15 protein-coding genes and 2 pseudogenes are annotated in these 19261 nt (G+C 71.7%); 8 read left to right on the plus strand and 9 right to left on the minus strand.

Going from position 1 to position 19261, the window contains the following annotated elements; all coding sequences use genetic code 11:
* Positions 1-125 precede the first annotated feature (125 nt).
* The 8 genes and pseudogenes from OG595_RS22475 to OG595_RS22510 all read right to left on the minus strand — a co-directional run bounded on the left by OG595_RS22475 (position 126) and on the right by OG595_RS22510 (position 9854).
* Entirely contained in the window at positions 126-557 is a 432-nt protein-coding gene (locus tag OG595_RS22475; RefSeq protein WP_329274687.1) for a hypothetical protein, read from the minus strand.
* Positions 558-715: 158 nt separating this feature from the next.
* On the minus strand, positions 716-1675 hold the full coding sequence (locus OG595_RS22480; RefSeq protein WP_329274688.1) for a hypothetical protein: 960 nt from the start codon (positions 1673-1675) through the stop codon (positions 716-718).
* 153 nt (positions 1676-1828) lie between these two features.
* A complete protein-coding gene (locus OG595_RS22485; protein ID WP_329274691.1) occupies positions 1829-6319 on the minus strand; it encodes a hypothetical protein in 4491 nt (1496 codons plus the stop codon).
* The gene (locus OG595_RS22490) at positions 6312-7808 is read right to left on the minus strand and encodes an esterase/lipase family protein (protein WP_329274693.1); all 1497 of its coding nucleotides are present in this window, start codon (positions 7806-7808) and stop codon (positions 6312-6314) included. Before OG595_RS22490 ends, OG595_RS22485 begins: the two co-directional genes overlap by 8 nt.
* A gap of 175 nt (positions 7809-7983) precedes the next feature.
* Positions 7984-8160: pseudogene (locus tag OG595_RS45390) on the minus strand (aminotransferase); the annotation flags it as partial.
* 103 nt (positions 8161-8263) lie between these two features.
* Positions 8264-8509, minus strand: coding sequence for a Txe/YoeB family addiction module toxin (locus OG595_RS22500; RefSeq protein WP_329274698.1), 246 nt, complete (start codon positions 8507-8509; stop codon positions 8264-8266).
* A gap of 10 nt (positions 8510-8519) precedes the next feature.
* Positions 8520-8660 (minus strand): annotated as a pseudogene (locus OG595_RS22505) (type II toxin-antitoxin system Phd/YefM family antitoxin); the annotation flags it as partial.
* Positions 8661-9854 carry a pyridoxal phosphate-dependent aminotransferase gene (locus tag OG595_RS22510; RefSeq protein WP_329274701.1) on the minus strand — a complete coding sequence of 398 codons (1194 nt, stop codon included), beginning with the start codon at positions 9852-9854 and terminating at the stop codon, positions 8661-8663. It abuts the pseudogene before it with no gap.
* A 128-nt stretch (positions 9855-9982) separates the two neighbouring features.
* On the opposite strand from OG595_RS22510, the gene OG595_RS22515 reads away from it, so the two are divergent.
* The 8 genes from OG595_RS22515 (at position 9983) to OG595_RS22550 (ending at position 18710) form a co-directional block, all read left to right on the plus strand.
* Positions 9983-10288, plus strand: coding sequence for a hypothetical protein (locus OG595_RS22515; protein ID WP_329274703.1), 306 nt, complete (start codon positions 9983-9985; stop codon positions 10286-10288).
* Between the two features lie 421 nt (positions 10289-10709).
* Complete coding sequence (locus OG595_RS22520; protein WP_329274706.1) at positions 10710-11228, plus strand: DUF2617 family protein; 519 nt, start codon at positions 10710-10712, stop codon at positions 11226-11228.
* Between the two features lie 108 nt (positions 11229-11336).
* Positions 11337-13022: a polyamine aminopropyltransferase gene (locus tag OG595_RS22525; RefSeq protein ID WP_329274708.1), complete on the plus strand. Its 1686-nt coding sequence runs from the start codon at positions 11337-11339 to the stop codon at positions 13020-13022.
* Between the two features lie 173 nt (positions 13023-13195).
* The gene (locus OG595_RS22530) at positions 13196-14161 is read left to right on the plus strand and encodes a carbon monoxide dehydrogenase subunit G (protein ID WP_329274711.1); all 966 of its coding nucleotides are present in this window, start codon (positions 13196-13198) and stop codon (positions 14159-14161) included.
* A gap of 113 nt (positions 14162-14274) precedes the next feature.
* A complete protein-coding gene (locus tag OG595_RS22535; RefSeq protein WP_329274714.1) occupies positions 14275-15075 on the plus strand; it encodes an aldose epimerase family protein in 801 nt (266 codons plus the stop codon).
* 23 nt (positions 15076-15098) lie between these two features.
* On the plus strand, positions 15099-15698 hold the full coding sequence (gene pyrE / locus OG595_RS22540) for an orotate phosphoribosyltransferase (RefSeq protein WP_329274716.1): 600 nt from the start codon (positions 15099-15101) through the stop codon (positions 15696-15698).
* 186 nt (positions 15699-15884) lie between these two features.
* Positions 15885-16916, plus strand: coding sequence for a class II fructose-bisphosphate aldolase (gene fbaA / locus OG595_RS22545; RefSeq protein WP_329274719.1), 1032 nt, complete (start codon positions 15885-15887; stop codon positions 16914-16916).
* Between the two features lie 282 nt (positions 16917-17198).
* A complete protein-coding gene (locus tag OG595_RS22550; RefSeq protein ID WP_329274721.1) occupies positions 17199-18710 on the plus strand; it encodes an MFS transporter in 1512 nt (503 codons plus the stop codon).
* A gap of 101 nt (positions 18711-18811) precedes the next feature.
* On the opposite strand, the gene OG595_RS22555 is transcribed toward OG595_RS22550, so the two are convergent.
* A complete protein-coding gene (locus tag OG595_RS22555; RefSeq protein WP_329274723.1) occupies positions 18812-19231 on the minus strand; it encodes a DUF3151 domain-containing protein in 420 nt (139 codons plus the stop codon).
* Positions 19232-19261 lie beyond the last annotated feature (30 nt).

Consider the following 19261-nt stretch of genomic DNA (forward strand, 5'->3'; position numbering starts at 1 on the left):
CCTTTACGGCTGTACGTCTTTACGCCTGTGCAAGGAGGAGCCCGGCCGGGGAGGCCGGGCTCTCGCCGTTTCCGGGCCCGCCCGTCCCGTCGCGTCCCGTCCTGCCCTGTTCCGTTCCGTTCCGGTCAGCAGATGGGGACGCCGGGGACGGGTTCCCACGCGTTGCCCTGGACTACTGCGGTGGCGGGGAAGGAGCCCCAGCCGGAGGCGCCGGGACGGGTGACGACGTCGGCCAGGGTCTGGAGCCACCAGTTGTTCTGGGCGCCCTGGATCACCGGGTTGTCCCGCCCCTTGATCTGGCACACGAACCAGTTGTGGCCCGCGTACAGGATGCCGACCTCACGGGAGTCGCCCTCGTAGGGAGTGCTGCCCTGGGTGACGCCGGCGGTGACGTAGGTGTCGCAGTAGACCGTCTCGTGTCCGTCCACCGTCGGTCCTCGCCCGGAGCACGAGCCGCCGGCGGCGTCTGCCGACGGCGCGAGGGCGAGTGTGCCGGCGACAACGGCACCGGCGGCGAGCAGGACCGGACCGAATCTGCTCTTCGTGACTGTGGGCACGGTGGCTCCTCTCGGCGCGGGGAGCCGTCCGGCCCCCGCTTCGGGATGCGACTGTGCCAGCGCGGCTGGAAGCTGTGACTCCGCGACGTTACGGATTGCTTGCGCGTTCCGTCCGTACCGTCCGTCGTCCTGCCCACGGGACGTGGGGCACCCGCCCTTCACACGACCGGTGGGACGAACTGCCTCGTGGCGGTCGCGGCCAGCCGGGAGAACAGGGTGCCGGAGAAGCCGAAGAGGAGCGCGAAGGCGAGGGCCAGTGGCCGATCGGGGGCGTCCCAGGAGTTGTCGAGGAAGACCTGTCCGAGAAGGTTGAGGTCGGGGTCGGCGAGCAGGCGGACCAGCAGGAGCCCTCCCACCGCGGCGAGCGCGCCGCCGGCGGGGGCCAGTACCAGGACCCCCCACGATCTGGGGCGTTCGGGCTGCGGTCGCATGACCCCGATGACCGGCGACAGGAATCCGCCCAGGGCGCCCAGCAGCATGGTGACCTGGTGGTCGAGTGCCAGCCCCAGGGCGAGGAGCACGCCGACCCCGGTGGTGGCCAGCCAGAGAGCGATGCGCTGTTGCTCGAACTCGGCGTCGGTCGCGGCGTCTTCGCGCGCGTGGAGACGCTCGTAGGAGCCGATGAGCAGAGCGCGTGCCTCCGGTCCGGAGCCGGGAGCCGCGGCCAGCGCGGCGGCGAGGTCCTGGTCGGCCTGATGGCTGGAGGCGGCGAGTTCCAGTTGCAGGGAGCGCAGAAGTACGTCCGTCTCGGCGGTGTTCTCCAGCCGGAGCAGCCGACGTTCGGCGCTGTGCAGGACCCGCCAGGCGGAGGCGAGTTTGGACAGCGGGATGGCGACGACACCGGCGCGCGGCAGCAGCCGCCAGACCACCGTGCCGTGCTTCTCCAGATCGTCCAGGCGGCGCCCCACCGCCGCGCATGTCGCCTTCGTCGTCGGATCGAGGTCCTCGCCCGCGGCCAGGATCTCGATCCGGGCCCGGCAGTCGCGTATCCGGCCGAGCAGCGCTCGGTACCGCGGGGCGGCGATCAGGCCCCGGCTGGTGACGAAGACGACTCCCAGATAGATGGCGCAGGCCGCCGCCAGCGCCTGGTTGCCGCTCTTCGCCGCTGCGTCCAGCACTCGTGTCCTTCTTTCCCTCGGCTGCCGTTTCCTTCAGGCGTCGTTTCCTTCAGGCGGTCGCTTCTCCCGGCGGTCGCTTCGCCCCCGTTATCTTCTTCGCGGTTCCGCAATGGGCCCGCTGGCCTCCGGGCCCGGCATGACTGTTCCCCCCTGTCAGTGGTCCGACCGGACCCCCCGGAGCGCGGGCAGGTTGATGATCACCAGGCCCTCCGTGCAGGCGATCGCCAGTCGGCCGTCGGCAACGGAGAGCCCCCGCACCGCCACGCCGACGGGGACCACCGGGGAAGGCGCCGGGCCCAGCGGGTCCCAGACGCGGAGATTGCCGTCCCGGCTGCCGCTGATCAACCGGGGACCCTCGGGGCCGTCGCCCGCCCAGGTGACCGCCGTGACGGGCAGGGCATGCCCCCGCAGGAGGTGTTCCTCGGCACCGGTGGCCGGGTCCACGGCCCGGACGGTCCCGTCCCTGCCACCGACGGCGATCAGGCTTCGGCCCTTCACCTCGAACACGCTGAGCGACTCGGCCACGGCGGGGAGCCGGAAGGGACCGGCCCGCAGGGTCCTGCTGCTCGTGTCCCACACGCGCAGCATCCGGCCCCGGTCCGCCGTGACGAGCATGACCTTCTTGCCGACCGCTTCCCGGAACCACGTCATGGCCGTGACGGGTCTGTCGTGGTCGGGGCTCAGCTCGGGGCGCAGGACGTTGTGGCTCACGGCGTTCCACAGTCTGACCTTGCGTCCGTACGCACCGGCCAGCAGGGCCTGTCTCTTGCCCGAGCCCGGGAGGGAGACCAGCGCGGTCAGGCCGAGCTTGGCCTTGATGCGGGCGGGTCCGCCGCGCGCGGCGGGGTCCGGGTTCCAGACGTAGATGTTCCCGTCGGCGCACGCGGTGGCGAGCGACTGGATCTGGCCGCCCGGCACCGCCGTCACGGATCGGACCCCGCGAGGGTGCTCCAGGATTCCCGACGGCCCGGAACCGGCCGGGTTCCACAGCCGGGCGGTCTTGTCGCCGGAGGCCGTCGCGAAGCCGACCCTGTTCCTTTCCGACCGGTACCAGGTCACCGCGTGGACGGAACCCCGGTGCCGCTGCGTGCTGTCGTACCGGACCGCGGGGTGGACGGGATCCCAGGTCTTCACCCGGCCGTCCTGGCCGGCCGTGGCGAGCATCGTCCGATGCTCGGGGCCGGTGAACACGCGCAGGGCGCGAATCCCGTTGCGGTGTCCCGTGGTCCACGGGTTCCCGACCTGTCCCGCCGTGTGGGGGTCCCACAGGCGCAGGGTGTTGTCGTCGCCCACCGAGGCCAGCATGGTCCGGTCGTCCGGCCCGGCGAACACCGCGAGGTCGTTGACCCGCCCGGTGTGCCCGGTGAGATCCGGCCGGGTCCGGCGGCCCGTGGCCGGATCCCAGATCCGTACGGTCCCGTCCTCACCGCACGAGGCGAGCAACGGCCGGCCACCGGGGCCCGTGAAGTCCCTGACCGTCGAGATGCGACGGTGGCCCGTGGGCCACTCGCGCAGGAGCTTGCCCGCCGGGTCCGCGAAGGGGTCCCAGACCCGTATGTGATCCGGGTGCGCGGTGACCAGCAGGGTTCGCCGGCCCGGCCCCTTTCCTGGCGGCCCCGGCACCGGTCCCGGTGCGGCCGGCTCGGTGTACGTCGTCATCGCTCGTACCCAGCGCCGTTCCTGCGACCCCTGGTAGCGGGAACGGCCCGCCCGCTGCGGCTCGGACACCGTGCTGAGCATCCGAAGGGGCTCCCGGGCCTCGGGGTCCCAGGGGTCCCAGAGGCGTACGACGCCGTCGTCGCCGCCGGAGGCCAGCAGTGTCCGTCCGCCATGGGCCAGGGCGGTCATCGAGCGGACACCGCCCGGGTGTTCGAGCGGGGGCAGTACCTTGGCGTGCAGTCCCCGGACATGCCACAGACGGATCTCGTCCCCGCGTCCGCCGACGGCCAGCAGGGTCTGCCCGCCCGGTCCGGTGAGCGGCAGGACGGCCCGTACCTCCTTGACCCGGGGGCCCGGCAGCAGGTGGACGCGTTCCCCGGTGGGTCCCCAGACGCGTACGGCGCCCTGCGTGTCCCCGGCGGCCAGCAGATCGACGCCGCTGCGGTGGGGGTACGCGGCCAGCGCGTTGAGCCCCGTACGGGCGCGGCCCTCCATCGTGGTGTGCGGATCCTGCCGCCGCAGCCAGGCCCGGTGCACGGTCCACGCCTGCGGGTCGAGGGCCGGGGGGCGGGGCTCCGGGAACTCGACGGTCCCGGCCTGCCGGGCCATGGAGATCTCCCGGATGCCCCGTCGGTCACGGGGGTGCGCGTGCACCAGTTGGTGCCGCGCGCCGATGACGCCGGTGATCTCCTCGGGCGCGTCGTCACTGCCCAGGAGACCGCGCACCGCGTCGGTACCGAGCGCCCGCGCGTCCAGCCGGTCCAGTACGTCGGTACGTCCCGCCAGCAGACGCCAGCCCTCCATGCCTGCCGCGACGGCATGGCCGGACAGGTACCGGGACAGGTAGGGGTGCAGCGGCTCGCCGGACCCGGCCGGAACCCCGGCCAGCAGGGCACGGACGATCCGCGCGTGCCCCGCACGGACCGACGCACCGCCGTCCTCGCTGAGGAAGTGCTCCCGGAAGGTGTTGTGGGCCAGCCGGTACACGGTCACGCCGTGGTCGTCGTCGAGGCTGACATACGGGGCGGCCGTCCGGGCGAAGACCTTCAACTCCGCCCGGTTCGGCGCCGGTCCACCGGTGAGCGCCGCGACCACGGTGGCCCAGACGTCGCCCGTGGGCGGCAGGCCCGCGCCCTGGGCGTAGGCCAGTGCGCGCAGCATGTCCTGGTGGGCGGGTACCGCGTCCCGCAGGCGCTCGACGGCCGCGGCGAACAGCTGCCGGGGGTCCGCCTCGCCCAGCAGCCGTTCCAGCCGCGCCAGTTGTTCCGGTCGTGCCGGTTGTTCCGTCCGCTGTTCCGGCTGCTGTTCGGTCTCCCGCGTGGCGTTTCCGGCGGTGAGCCCGTGCCGGTGGGCGAGGATCTCGTGGACCGCGAGGCGAGCGACGAGGAAACTCCAGTCGCTCCGCAGGATCGTCGCGCTGATCTCGCCGCCGAGACCGGGCGGGTCCTCACCGGGGGCTGCCGCCAGCCGGTCCTTGACATACCCCTCGACGTATTCGCGTTCCGCGGTGAGTGTGACCACCTTGCCGTGGCCGGCGTCCGGAGACCCGCCGCCGGAGGACGGGGACGTGGACGCGGACTTGGGCGGGGACTCGACGCCGAGGGCCTCCAGGATGTCGGGGGCGGACGCCCCTGCCGGGCCCAGGTCCTCCTCCGCGGTCGACGGCCGGGTCCCGACGAGCAGGCGTACGCCGGGCAGGGCGGCGAGTTCCCGCAGCACACCGTCGGCCAGGGACAGCGGGTCCTGTGCCTCGTCCAGTCCGTCCAGCAGCAGGGTGAGCTCACGCCGACCGGTTCGTACCCGCTTCATGAGCCACTGCGCGGGCCGGCGCAGGTCACGAGGGGACGGGGACCCGCCCAGCCGGCAGGCGTCGGCGATCGCCGTCACGGCGGCGGCTGTGCTCAGGTTGCGCAGCGTGAGCGCCGCGGTGAAGACGTTGTCCTCGGGGCGCTTGTCCGCCGGGGCGCCGACGATCAGACGGGCGGTGTCCAGCGCCTCGCGCAGTGCGGGCTGGGACTGCACCAACAGGTGCCCGAGGAAGGCCGATTTGCCCGCGCCGGGCTGTCCGGTGACGACGAGCATGCCCTGGCTGTTCTCCCGCAACCAGGCCACGACCTCACGCTGTTCGTGGTGGTGGCCCCTGAAGTGCCATGTCACGTCGCCGTATTGGGCGTCGCGGGCGTGCTGCGCCCGCTCGGTGAACGCCTTGAGCCGGTCCGGAGCGAGCCCGCGCAGCGCCGCGTCGAGTTCGTCCATCATGTCGAGGGGCCCGCGCACCGGCAGCCAGGGACCACGGCGGACGAGCAGCGCCTTCCTGGTCAGCGGCGACGGTTCCGTGTAGTCGCTCCCCGGCAGGAGTTCCTTCAGCGACGCCGCGAGGTCCCGTATGTGGATCTCCTTGCCGCGGAGGTCGAACTCCAGCGCCTGCCCCAGCGCGGTACCGAATCTCCCGAGGCGGGTCCGGCCGTCGCCCGACACGCCGAACAGCAGCACGCCGTGCGTGTTCGGGGTCGTCCGGGCCGTCGGGTCCGGCAGTTCTCCACCGGTCTGCTTGACGAACTTCGTGGAGTGGCAGGTGTCGATGACCGCGAAGGTCCAGAAATCCCGGGCGGGTTCGTGCCCGCGGGCGCGCAGGGCTTGGACCAGGTCGAAGGGCCGCATGAAGGCGGCCCTGTCCCTGGTCAGCAGACGGGGGCCGTTGGCCTGCTCGCCGTGGCCGATCCAGTACAGGACCGTGTCGCGGCCGTCCCGGTTCTCGGACCAGTCCTCCAGGCGCTCGGACACCGCCGCCATGCCACGATGCTCCATGGCCACGTCCCAGTCGTCGCCCTCCACGCCGAGCCCGCCGAACAGCTTCTGGACCCGGGCGAGTTCGTCCTTCACCTCCGGGAGGTTCGTGAAGCTCTCCCGCGTGTACTCGCCGATCGCGAAGGAGAGCATGCCGGGCTGCGGCTGCGGCTGAGGTGGCTGCGGCGCCTCAGTCATCGAGCCGGGGGTCGATCGCGAGGACGAGCTGACTGATCGGTGCCCCTCCACCGGGGGGCTGGAATGTCACGCGGTGCAGTCCGGGCCGGTCCAGCGTGATGGGCGCGCGCAGTTCGCCGTCACGTGACTGGAGCCAGAACCGCTGTTTCCACGCGGTACGTGCTCCGACCGCCTCGACGTCGCAGAAGGCCGAGTGGGCCGGGACGTCCTCTCCCACGACGACCGCGGTCCATTCCTCGTCGGGGACGACGGCACCGTCCGGGGTGTCGAGCCCGAACGGCTTCTCGTCGTCGCCGCCGAGATAGGGCTTGTTGGTGCTGAGATCGCCTTCCCGCACGACCTCCGCCACCCAGCTGACGACCTCGTCGGCGCTGCCCAGATCGGAATGGGACTGGATCGGCTGGCCCGCCGGACGCACCTTCGGCACCTTCGCGGAGCAGATCGGGACCGTGCCGTCGCCCCACTCGTTCACGGCCGGGCCCTTCGCCCGCGGCGTGGTGAAGAGCTGTTCGACGACACCGTCCTCGACGCGCAGGCTCTGCACGGTCGGCTGGGCGGAGCCGACCAGCAGTTGATGGTCGTCGGAGAGGAGGGGCCGGTCCGACAGCGGGAGCTGCCGCTCCTCCCACGCCTTGGCCTGCGCCGGACAGCCACCGAGCCGGACGACGTCCTCGGCGGTGAGACGGCGTGCGGTGTCTCCCTCGACCAGGCATCGGTAGGTGGGCAGCAGGTCGTAGATCCCGGGGAGGGTGACCGCGAGGGCACGCAGACCGTCGTCGGCGTCGCGTCCGAACGCCGCCGAGGCCGGACGCCTGGCGGGCAGCAACGGGATGCCCAGGCTGGACGTCAGCCGTCCGGAGTTGAGGAGGGCCGCGGCTTTCGGGGTACCGTAGAACGGCGTTCCCAGGGTGACGCAGGCCCGGACGAGGGCTGCCATGTCGGGGTCCAGCAGCAGATGGCGTACCAGCAGCCCGCCCATGGAGTGCGCCACCAGGACGAGCTTCGCCGGCTCCTGCTCCGTAGGGTGCAGGCGCATGGCCCTGTCGTGGGCCTCGCTCGCCCGCCACCTCTCCAGGTGCGCCCGCGCGTCCTCGGCGAGCAGACCCGCGTTGTGGGCCACGGGAAGCCGCCAGTCGTACGGGAACTCCCGCACGGCTCGCTCGTCCGCGACGGCGCCGAGGATCGCGTGTCCGAGGTTGCCGTAGCGTTCGACACCGCGGAAGAGGGGTAACCAGGTCGCGAAATCGAGGAGTTTGGTGGCCTTGACGCGACCGTAGTGGCCCTCTTGTTCCTCCGGTGTGAGCTGGAGCCGGCGCAGGGCGGACCCACTGAACCAGGACCTGGCGACAGTGGTGTCCCCCCAGATCCGGGTGCCGGGCGCGTCGCTTTCCTCCAGCACGCTGCCCATGATCCCGGGAACGATGACGACGGCGTCGTGAGTGCGGTATCCGAGTCGCGGATTACCCCTGATGCCCGACATGACACTCATGACGGCAGACGATAACCGGCATTGCGGCATCTTGAGCCTTGTTGATCGGATCGTAGGCAGACGGCAGACGGCAGACGGCAGACGGCAGACGGCAGACGGCAGACGGCAGACGGCAGACGGCAGACGGCAGACGGCAGACGGCAGCTGCCCCTCGCCGATCAGCCCGCCAGGACCGCAGGCCATCGCCCAACAGGTCCCGCTCGACCCGCATGTCCTCGCGGAACGCCTCGAAGTACGTGTCGGGCAGCGCCAGGGCCTCCGCGACCGCGTACTGGGAGGGGCCGGACGCCATATACGTCAGGAACTGCTTCGCCGAGCGGACCGCCGTCACCAGGTCCGGGGTGGATGTGACCCCGGCCGACACCTCGTTCGCACACCTATCTTGTGTGCGGTGGGGCAGGTTCGATAGGGCGTGCGCCTTCTGCCCCGCGCCCGTCCTGTCAGTTTTCGTAGTGCTAGCGGCACTGTGTGATCAGGACGCCGTCCTCGGTGGCCTTGTGGATCAGTCGGTGCTCGTCGTTGATGCGACGCGACCAATAGCCCTGGAATCCGGGCTTGAGCGGTTCCGGTTTGCCGATCCCCTCGTTGCCGTTCCGGGCGATGTACCCGATGAGTGTGTCGATGCGCTTCAGGATCTTCCGGTCCTGAAGTTGCCACCACAGGTAGTCCTCCCAGGCACGGGAGGAGAAGGCGATCTTCAACTCGGGGTCCTCATGCGTCGGTCGTCAGCTCGCGCACGGTGCCGCCGTCGTTCTCCAGTTCGTCGATGGACGCGAGCGGGCGCCGGGCGTTCGCGGGGCTCCGCAGCAGGTATGCCGTCTCCTTCAGCGACTCGTAGTCCTCAAGGGAGAGTCAGCCCGCGAATGCCTTGCGTAGCCGTTCCGTCGCGTCCGCCAGTACCTCGGTCCGCTTGCAGAACGCGAACCGCACGAAGGGCGCGCCCTCCTCGCGGTGGTCGTAGAAGACCGCGTTCGGGATCGCGACCACACCGGCCCGTTCCGGCAGGGCGCGGCAGAAGGCGAAGCCGTCCGTTTCGCCGAGGGGGCGGATGTCGGTGGTGATGAAGTACGTGCCCGAGGGCCGGAACACCTTGAAGCCCGCCTCCGTCAGGCCCGCAGACAACAGGTCCCGCTTGACCCGCATGTCCTCGCGGAACGCCTCGAAGTACGTGTCGGGCAGCGCCAGGGCCTCCGCGACCGCGTACTGGAAGGGGCCGGACGCCACGTACGTCAGGAACTGCTTCGCCGAGCGGACCGCCGTCACCAGGTCCGGGGTGGATGTGACCCAGCCCACTTTCCATCCGGTGAACGAAAACGTCTTCCCGGCGCTCCCGATAGAGACCGTTCGTTCGCGCATCCCGGGGAAGGAGGCCAGCGGCAGATGGCCGGCGTCGTCGAAGACCAGGTGTTCGTACACCTCGTCGGTGACCACCAGCAGGTCGCGTTCCACGGCGAGCTGTGCGACGGCGGTCAGTTCCTCGCGGGTCAGGACGGTGCCCGTCGGGTTGTGCGGGGTGTTGATCAGGAGCAGGCGGGTGCGGGGGGTCACCGCCGCTCGAAGCTCGTCCAGGTCGAGGCGGAACGAGCCCTCGTGGGGGCGCAGTGTGACCGGTACGCGCGTGCCGCCCGCCATCGCGATGCACGCCGCGTAGGAGTCGTAGTAGGGCTCCAGGGCGATCACCTCGTCGCCGGGCTCCACCAGGGCCAGCAGGGTCGCCGCGATGGCCTCCGTCGCGCCCGCCGTCACCAGGACCTCGCGGTCGGGGTCGTACGACAGGCCGTACCGGCGTTCCTGGTGCGCCGTGACGGCCGTGCGCAGCTCGGGGACGCCCGGACCCGGCGGGTACTGGTTGCCGCGGCCGTCGCGCAGCGCCCGTACGGCCGCCTCGCGGATCTCCTCGGGGCCGTCGGTGTCCGGGAAACCCTGGCCGAGGTTGATCGAGCCGGTGGCGACGGCGAGTGCCGACATCTCGGCGAAGATCGTCGTCCCGAACTCGGCGAGCCGGCGATTGAGGAAGGGGCGTGCGCTGCTGGTCATGGTCGTCATCCTGCGCCGAAGCTCTGGACTTCCTCAACTCTGCTTTGGCAGGTGAGACGAGCGGGCATCCCCCCGTCACGCAAGACGGCGAGGCGCCCACGGGGGCCGCCTCGGGGGAACGAAAGGAGGGTGACGTCATGGTTGTGGCCATCATCGCCCTTGTCATCCTGGCGGGCTTGTTCATCGTGGCGACCGTCGTGGGCACGGCGGTCCGGGCTGCCCGGGGGAGCCGGCAGCGGGTTCGGGCCGCGCACTACCGGCGCGGGCGGCGGAGCCGGGGCAGCGACAGCTGGTGGGCCGGCGGGGCGGCGGGCTCCAGCAGCACCGGTGACGCCGGGAGCAGCTCGTCGTGCGGTTCGAGTTCCTCCTGCGGAGGCGGCTCGTCCTGTGGCGGCGGATCTTCCTGCGGCGGAGGCGGGGGCGGATGCGGTGGAGGCAGCTGACACGGGGCAGCTGAGCTCCGGAAGGGGGAACCGTATCCGGACCGCGGGGTGAGCGCCCGCCGGGACGACGTGCGTACACGTCGTCCCGGCGGGCGTTCGTACGACCGCTCGCGGGCGTCCTTCGCACGCTCGGGCGTACGCGGCGGTTGAACAGTTGAGCTGTGAAGCCCTCTGAGGGATGGAAACCCCACGAAGTTGGGTAAAAACGCTGTGGCGGCGCCACCGTTCATGATTCCCTCTAAACCACCAACACAGCCCCTCGGACATCCCTTGCCCCTGGATGTTCCTCTTGACTGGGCTGACCGGGCCGATCTCCCGGTGTCGACCCGTGTCGACCGGAGCGCGCCGGACCCCCACCTCGCTCGTCCACACCTTGCTCAGCCACCTCTCCCCTCCCTTTGCGTGCTAGCGGAGCCGATCCATGCTCACGACCCTGAACACCGCCTACACCGACACGCGTGCGGCCGACCTCGCCTGGGCCCTGGGCCGGGAGCCGTTGCCCGCCCTCGCCACCCTCGACCTCGAACTGGCGAACGCGAAAGTCCAGTTGAGACTCCTCGGTGCCTCCCACCAGGTGCTTCTGGAGGAGCGACAGGGCATCTGTTCGGAGACGGTCGCGTGCATCCCGGGTTCCAGTACCCCCCTCCCGCTCGGCGTGGCCAAACGGGTCGACGACTGGGAGTACGAGTTCGCGGCGAGAGTCGAGGTCCTGTCGCCGGGGTCGTTCGCGGGGCGCGCCCAGGAGCTGCTGGCCCTGGTCGCCGACCATCCCAACGGCCTGGCCGGCGTCTTCCCCGGCAGCCCGCACGCCTTCACCGCGATGCTGGCCCAGCGCCACGAGGGGCAGGTGCACTGGCGGACCTGGCACGCCTACCCGCAGGACGGGCAACTGGTGGCGACCAGGACACGGGTGGGGGTACGGGTGGCGGCGGCCCTCTGAGCGACGGCCGACGGCGAATCCGGCCTTCACACCGACTTCCTCCGCGTAAACAGAGACCACACGTGTGGGTGACGAAGCGTGCCGAGGGTGTGACGTAGCGTTCCCAGCGTGATCGAACCGCACGTGCCGGCCCCGCCGGGCAGTCCCCCGTCCTGGGGCAGCCCCGCGCGGCTGCCCGTCCGGCCCGGTGCCGGCCGGTTCCTGGTCCTCGCCGGCGCCTTCGTCTGTGCGGCCTGCGGACTGGTGTACGAACTGGAACTCGTCGCGCTCGCCTCGTACCTGATCGGCGACTCGGTCACGCAGGCGTCCGTCGTGCTCTCCGTGATGGTGTTCGCGATGGGCATCGGCTCGCTCGCCGCGAAACGCCTGCGCTGCCGCGCCGCCGCCGGCTTCGCCGCGGTCGAGGCGGCGCTCGCGCTGGTCGGCGGATCCAGCGCGATGGCCCTGTACGCGGTGTTCGCGTGGACCGGCGACTGGGGCGGTCTGTGGGCCAGCGGTCCCCGCGTCCTGCTCGTCACCTTCTCCCTCGTCATCGGTCTGCTGATCGGCACCGAGGTACCGCTGCTCATGGAGCTGATCCAGCGCATCCGCCGCCAGGACGCGGGCGGCGCGGTCGCCGACCTGTTCGCCGCGGACTACGTGGGCGCGCTGGTGGGCGGCCTGGCCTTCCCCTTCCTCCTCCTCCCGTGGCTCGGCCAGCTCACCGGCGCCCTGCTCACCGGCACGGTCAACGCGCTGGTCGGCGGCGCCCTCGTCCTCGGCCTGTTCCGGCGGGACCTCACCCGGCGCGGACGCTGGCTGCTGATCGTGGCCAACCTGACCGTGATCGGGGTCCTGGCCGCCGCTGCCGTACTCGTCGACGACTTCGAACGCGCCGCCCGGCACGCGATGTACGGCGACGACGTACGCGTGGCGCTGCGGACCGGCGTACAGGAGGTCGTTCTCACGGGCGGCTCGGACGGCCGGCCGCTGAACCTGTTCCTGGACGGCCGGCTGCGGGTCGGCGGGCAGGACGAGCGGCGCTACCACGAGGCGCTCGTCCACCCCGCGATGGACGGCCCCCACGCGCGCGTGCTCGTCCTCGGCGGCGGCGACGGGCTCGCCGTGCGCGAGGTGCTGCGCCATCAGGGCGTACGGCGGGTGGACGTCGTCGAGCTCGACGCGGGCGTGGTGCGGCTGGCGCGCCGGGACCCGGCCCTCGCCGCGCTCAACGCCCACGCGTTCGACGACCCGCGCGTCCATGTCACGACGGCGGACGCCTTCCGGCTGCTGCGCGGTGCGCGGGCCGCGTACGACGTGGTCGTCTCGGATCTGCCGGATCCGGGCATCACGGCCAGTACGAAGCTGTACTCGCAGGAGTTCTACGGGCTGGCGCGGCAGGTGCTGACCGACGGCGGCCGGCTGGTCGTGCACGGCGGGCCGGTCTCCAACCGGCCGCACGCGTTCTGGACCGTCGACACGACCATCCGGGCCGCCGGCCTGCGCACGGTTGCGTATCGCGTGGTCGGCCCCGACGGTACGAGGTCGGAGTCGGCGTCGGCGTCGGAGCCGGGGTCGATGCCGGGAGTGGGAATGGGGTCGGGGGTGGGATCGGGGGCGGTGCGGGCTCCGCAGGACTGGGGATTCGTGCTGGCGACGGCCTCGGGACCCGCGCCCCGGCTGCGGGTGGACGGGGCCACCGCGCCCCGGCTGCGAACGCTGACCCAGGCGGAGCTGGCGGCGGACGCGCGGGCAGCGGCGCGTATGCGGGTGGTGGGGTTGCGGGCTTCCACGTTGGTTCATCCGCGCTACTGAGGGCGTGCGGGGGAGGGGAGGCGGCGCGGCCGGGCGCAGGCGCCCGGGGGCCGCACCGAGGGCGTACCGGGGCGTACCGGATGGGGCCGCGCGGGTGCGGATCCTGGGGGATCCCTTGGGAATCCCCGGATGCGCGGGTGCGGTGCGGGTCGTGCTGGGTACCCTCGGGTTCCATGGACCATGAGGTGTTCGTTCCGGTTCCGGCGGAGCGGCTGAGGGACGTGCTCGCCGACCCCGCGCGCATCGCCCGGGCGGTCCCCGGACTCCAGCAGGACGCGGGCGGCGAGCCTGCCGCCGCCGAGGTCGCCGGGCGGCTGAAGGTGCGTATCGGGAGCCACACGATCACGTATCGCGGAACCTTGCGGGTCGCTGTCGCTGACGGCCGGGACAGCGGCCCTGACAGTGACCTGAGCAGTGTCCCGGCCGCCGCGGAGGACGTGTACGTCGTCGAGGGCGACGCCGTCGAGGCGCGCGGTGGCGGGGCGGTGAAGGTGGCCCTGACGTTGCGGGTGCGGGGGGACGAGGACGCCGGCGGGTCCATGTTGGTGTTCGGGGGCACGGTGACGGCGGACGGGCGGGTGTCCGACCTGCCCGCGGACGCCGTTTCTGCGGCGGGGGCGCGCTTGCTGCGGCGGTTCGGGGAGGGCCTGGGGGAGGAGGCTGCACGGGAGCCGGAGAGACCTGGGAGCGCTGAGGGACCGGAGAGGCCTGAAGGGTCTGAGGGACCGGATGGGCCTGAAGGGTCTGAGGGACCGGAGCACGTTGAGGCGTCCGAGGCGTCCGAGGCGTTCGAGGCGCCTCCGGCTGTTGTGGAGATCGAGGTTTCCGGCGTCGACGTTCCCGATGATCCTGGCGCGCTCGACGACGACCTCGACGGCGACCTCGACGAGGATGAGCAGGTCTCCGAGCGGTTCATGGGCACCGGTGAGCCGCCTGCCGAGGCCGCGCACGCGCGTCGGACGATGATCGGGCGCAGCGCGGAGGAAGTGGACCACGCGCCGCCCCGGGGGCGGTACGCCCCTGTGCCGCCGCCGGAGCAGGTGGCGGGGAACGCGACGTTGCGGTGGGCCGCGCCGGCCGCGGCGTTGGTGGTGGCGTCGGCGATCGTCGTGGGGCGGGTGCTGAGGAAGCGCCGCTGAGGCGGCGGGGGTTGTCTCGCCCCCGCCACGCGCTCTTCCTCGGACGCCGGGCGGGCCGAGACGGCTGGGCCTGCGCTGTGAGTGGCGGACGAGGGGGCCGGTAAGGTCGACGCGTGAGTAACGATGAGATCACGCTGGCCGCGGGTGACGCGGAGGTGACCGTGCAGCCGGGGAACGGCGGCCGGGTCGGAGGGCTCCGCGTCGACGGAGTCGAACTGCTGCGGCAGGGCGAGCGGTTCGGGTGCTTCCCGATGGTCCCCTGGTGCGGGCGCACCCGCGACGGACGGTTCCTCGACGGCGGCACCGTACGCCAACTCCCCCTCAACTCCCCGCCGCACGCCATCCACGGCACCGTCCGCGACGGCGCCTGGCGCGTCGCCCGCACCACCGCCGACGAGGCCGTCATCACGTACGACCTCGTGGAGCCGTGGCCCTACGCCGGACGCGTCACCCAACTCGTCGCGCTGACCCCGGACTCCCTCACGCTCACCATGTCCGTGGAGACGTACGCCGATTCCTTCCCGGCGCAGATCGGCTGGCACCCCTGGTTCAACCGGAACCTCGGCGGCGCGGACGCACCGGCGGAGGTGCAGGTCGCCTTCACGCCCGCCTGGCAGGAGGAGCGCGGCGAGGACCACCTCCCCACCGGGAAGCGCATCGACCCGAAGCCCGGCCCCTGGGACGACTGCTTCGGCATGCCCGGCGGCGTCGACGTCACCCTCACCTGGCCGCAGCGCCTGGAGCTGAAGGTGACCAGCCCCGAGGAATGGGTCGTCGTGTACGACGAGCAGGACGCCGCCGTGTGCGTGGAGCCGCAGACCGGCCCGCCCAACGGGCTCAACACCTTGCCGCGTCTCGTCACGCCCCTTGAGCCCCTGGAAGCCACGATGACGTGGAGCTGGCGAGCCCTCTGACGACCCCGTCTAGGCTGGCAGCCATGAGTGCAGGCATTGACAACGACAACGTCAACGACAACAACGACGACGTGGACGTACGTGGCGCGCTGCTGCGGCAGATCAAGGACAAGGCCGTCGTGCACGGCAAGGTGACCCTGTCGTCGGGTCTTGAGGCCGACTACTACATCGACCTCCGCCTCGTCACCCTCGACGGCCAGGCCGCGCCGCTGGTCGGGCAGGTGCTGCTCGACCTGGCGGCGGAGGCGGGGTTGGAGTTCGACTCCGTGGGCGGGCTGACCATGGGGGCGGACCCGGTCGGCACGGCGATGATGCACGCCGCCGCGGCTCGCGGGCAGCGCCTCGACGCGTTCGTCGTGCGCAAGGCGGCCAAGGCGCACGGGATGCAGAAGCGCGTCGAGGGTCCGGGCATCGAGGGGCGGCGCGTGCTCGTCGTCGAGGACACGTCCACGACCGGCGACTCGCCGCTCACCGCCGTGGCGGCTGTGCGCGAGGCCGGCGCCGAGGTGGTGGGCGTGGCGACCATCGTCGACCGGGCGACGGGCGCCGCCGAGAAGATCGAGCAGGGCGCCGGGGTGCCGTACCTCTTCGCGTACTCCAAGAGCGACCTGGGCCTGGACTGAGCACCGGGCCCGGTACCAAGCTCGGTACCGAGCTCAGTACCGGGCGAAACGTCTGGAAAGATGGGGTCGACGATGACGTCGCTTCCCAGGTCTCGCAGCCAGGTCTAGGTCAGGGCCGTAGGTACGCAGTACGCCAGATCTCCAGATCTTCGGATCGCCAACCCGCACATCACGAGGAGCGGACACATGCCCATCGCAACCCCTGAGGTCTACAGCGAAATGCTTGACCGGGCAAAGGCAGGCAAGTTCGCCTACCCGGCCATCAACGTGACCTCGACCCAGACCCTGCACGCTGCCCTGCGCGGCTTCGCGGAGGCGGAGAGCGACGGCATCATCCAGATCTCGACGGGTGGTGCGGAGTTCCTCGGCGGCCAGTACAGCAAGGACATGGTCACCGGTTCCGTCGCCCTGGCCGAGTTCGCGCACATCGTCGCCGAGAAGTACCCGGTCACGGTCGCCCTGCACACGGACCACTGCCCCAAGGACAAGCTCGACGGGTATGTGCGACCGCTGATCGCCGTTTCCGAGGAGCGGGTGAAGGCCGGCCGCAACCCGCTGTTCCAGTCCCACATGTGGGACGGTTCCGCCGAGACCCTGTCCGACAACCTCTCCATCGCGCAGGAACTGCTGGCCCGCGCCGCCGCCGCGAAGATCATCCTTGAGGTCGAGATCACGCCGACGGGCGGCGAGGAGGACGGCGTCTCGCACGAGATCAACGACTCCCTCTACACGACCGTCGACGACGCCCTGCGTACGGCCGAGGCCCTCGGCCTCGGCGAGAAGGGCCGCTACCTGCTGGCCGCGTCCTTCGGCAACGTCCACGGTGTGTACAAGCCGGGCAACGTCGTCCTGCGCCCCGACCTCCTCAAGGAGCTGAACGAGGGCGTCGCCGCGAAGTACGGCAAGCCGGCCGGCTCCCAGCCGTTCGACTTCGTCTTCCACGGCGGCTCCGGCTCCTCGGCGGAGGAGATCGCCACCGCGCTGGAGAACGGCGTCGTGAAGATGAACCTCGACACGGACACGCAGTACGCCTTCACCCGTCCCGTCGCGGACCACATGTTCCGCAACTACGACGGCGTCCTGAAGGTCGACGGCGAGGTCGGCTCCAAGTCGACGTACGACCCGCGTACGTGGGGCAAGCTGGCCGAGGCGAGCATGGCCGCGCGTGTGGTCGTGGCCACGCAGGACCTGCGGTCGGCTGGTACGAAGATCAAGTAGCTCGCTGGCTGAGTGGCCGGGTGGCTGAGTGGGTGCACGGTCGCCGGGCGAGTGGTCCGGTGGTTCGGTGGGCCAGTGGCCCACTGACCGAGTGGCTTACTGGTCGAGTGGGTGATCGGCTCACTGGCTGAGCGGGTGAGTGGCTCACCGGATGAGTGGCCCGGTGGCTCACTGGCCCACTGGCCCGGTGGTTCGGCCACTTGCCCACCAGCCCACCCGTCCGCAGGCATCTCACGAGCCCGGCGTCTGTCTACGGCGCCGGGCTCGCTGTATACCTGGGGCATGTCGGACGTGCGCCTCGCCTCGCCCCAGGGCAGGTGGATCCTGTTGACCACCGTCCTCGGCTCCAGCATGGCCCTGCTGGACTCGACGGTCGTGAACGTCGCGCTGCCGCGCATCGGCCGTGACCTCGACGCCGACCTGGCCGCCCTCCAGTGGACGGTCAACGCGTACATGCTGACGCTGGCCGGGCTGATCCTGCTGGGTGGTTCGCTCGGGGACCGGTACGGCCGTCGCAGGGTCTTCGTGGTCGGGGTGGTGTGGTTCGCCGTCGCCTCGCTGCTCTGCGGTCTCGCCCCGAACGCCGGTGTGCTCGTCGCCGCCCGCGCTCTGCAGGGCATCGGCGGCGCGCTTCTCACCCCCGGTTCCCTGGCGATCATCCAGGCCTCCTTCCACCCCGACGACCGGGGGCGGGCGGTCGGACTGTGGTCCGGGTTCGGGGGCATCGGCGCGGCCGTGGGCCCCTTCCTGGGCGGCTGGCTGGTGGACGGTCCGGGCTGGCGGTGGGTGTTCCTGCTGAACGTCCCGGTGGCGCTGTTCTGCGCGCCCATCGCCGTACGCCATGTCCCCGAGTCCGGGGACGGCCGTACGCGGCACGGGCGCTTCGACGTCCTCGGGGCGGCCCTGGGCGCCTTTGCCCTCGCGATGGTGACGTACGCGCTGATCGAGGCCAGGTCCGGGTCCGTGGTTGTCGTGGTCGCGGCGGTCGTGGGCCTCGTGGCGGGGGTGGCCTTCGTGTACGTCGAGCGGCGGCGGGCCGAGGACGCGATGATGCCGCTGGACATCTTCGCCTCGCGGCAGTTCACGGCCGTCAACCTGGTCACCCTGTGCGTGTACGCGGCCTTCGGAGGCTTCTTCTTCCTCTCCGCGCTCCAGCTCCAGGTGGTGGCCGGTTACTCGGCCCTGGGCGCCGGTACGGCCCTGCTGCCGACCACCGCCCTGATGCTGCTGCTGTCGGCACGCTCGGGCGAGCTGGCGGAGCGGATCGGGCCGCGCGTGCCGCTGACGGTCGGGCCGTTGCTGTGTGCGGCGGGGATGCTGCTGATGCTGCGGGTGGGCGCCGGGGCCTCGTACGCCGCCGATGTGCTGCCCGCCGTGCTGGTGCTCGGGCTGGGCATGGTGACGCTGGTCGCGCCGCTCACGGCGAGCGTGCTGGCGTCGGTGGGGACCGAGCGGGCGGGGCTGGCGAGCGGGGTCAACAACGCGGCGGCGCGGGCGGCGGGGCTGGTGGCGGTGGCGGCGTTGCCGCTGGTGACGGGGATGGGGGCGGAGGCGTACCGGTCGGGGGCGGTGTTCGACGAGGCGTTCCGGCGGGCGATGCCGGTCTGTGCGGGGGTTCTGGCGGTGGGGTCCGTGCTGGCGTTCGTGAGTGTGCGGAGGCCGGAGGTGGGGTGTGCGACGCCGGAGTGCCGTACGCACGGATGCGTGACGGCTCCGCCGCTGGAGGGGGCGGGCACGCCGGCGGAAGGTGACCGTCCCCTGGGAGCGGTGCCCCCGGACTCCCCTTCGCGCTGAACGAGCTCGTCCTCGAACTCCCCGGAGGGGGGACCCCCGGAGGGGAACCCCCAGACGGGCTGAAGCTGCCGCCGGGGGCACGGACGTCCGTGGCGCGGTGACTACCGCTTCAGCTCGGTGTACGCCTCGGCACTGCTGTCCTGGAGGAACTGCCAGCAGCGCGCCGCCTCTTCGGTCTCGCTGATGGCGTCGGCCGCGCGGGCGAGGGCGGCGAGGCAGCGCAGGAAGCCGCGGTTGGCCTGATGGCTGTAGGGGATGGGCCCGTGCCCCTTCCATCCCGAGCGGCGCAGCGCGTCGAGCCCCCGGTGGTATCCGGTGCGGGCGTACGCGTAGGACTCCACGGTCCGGCCGGCCTCGAAGGCGTCCTCGGCGAGCATGGCCCAGGCGAGCGAGAAGGTGGGGTGGGCGGCCGCGACCTCGGCGGGTGAGGCGGACTTCTCCTCCAGCATCCGGTAGGCCTCGGTGTTCTCCGGCAGGTGGGTGGGGGGCGGTCCGCCGAGCAGGTTCTCGTGAAGGTTCATGCCCGCAGTCTGCCAGTTGCCTCTGTTGCT

The sequence above is a fragment of the Streptomyces sp. NBC_01451 genome, from assembly GCF_036227485.1.
Taxonomy (GTDB): Bacteria; Actinomycetota; Actinomycetes; order Streptomycetales; family Streptomycetaceae; genus Streptomyces.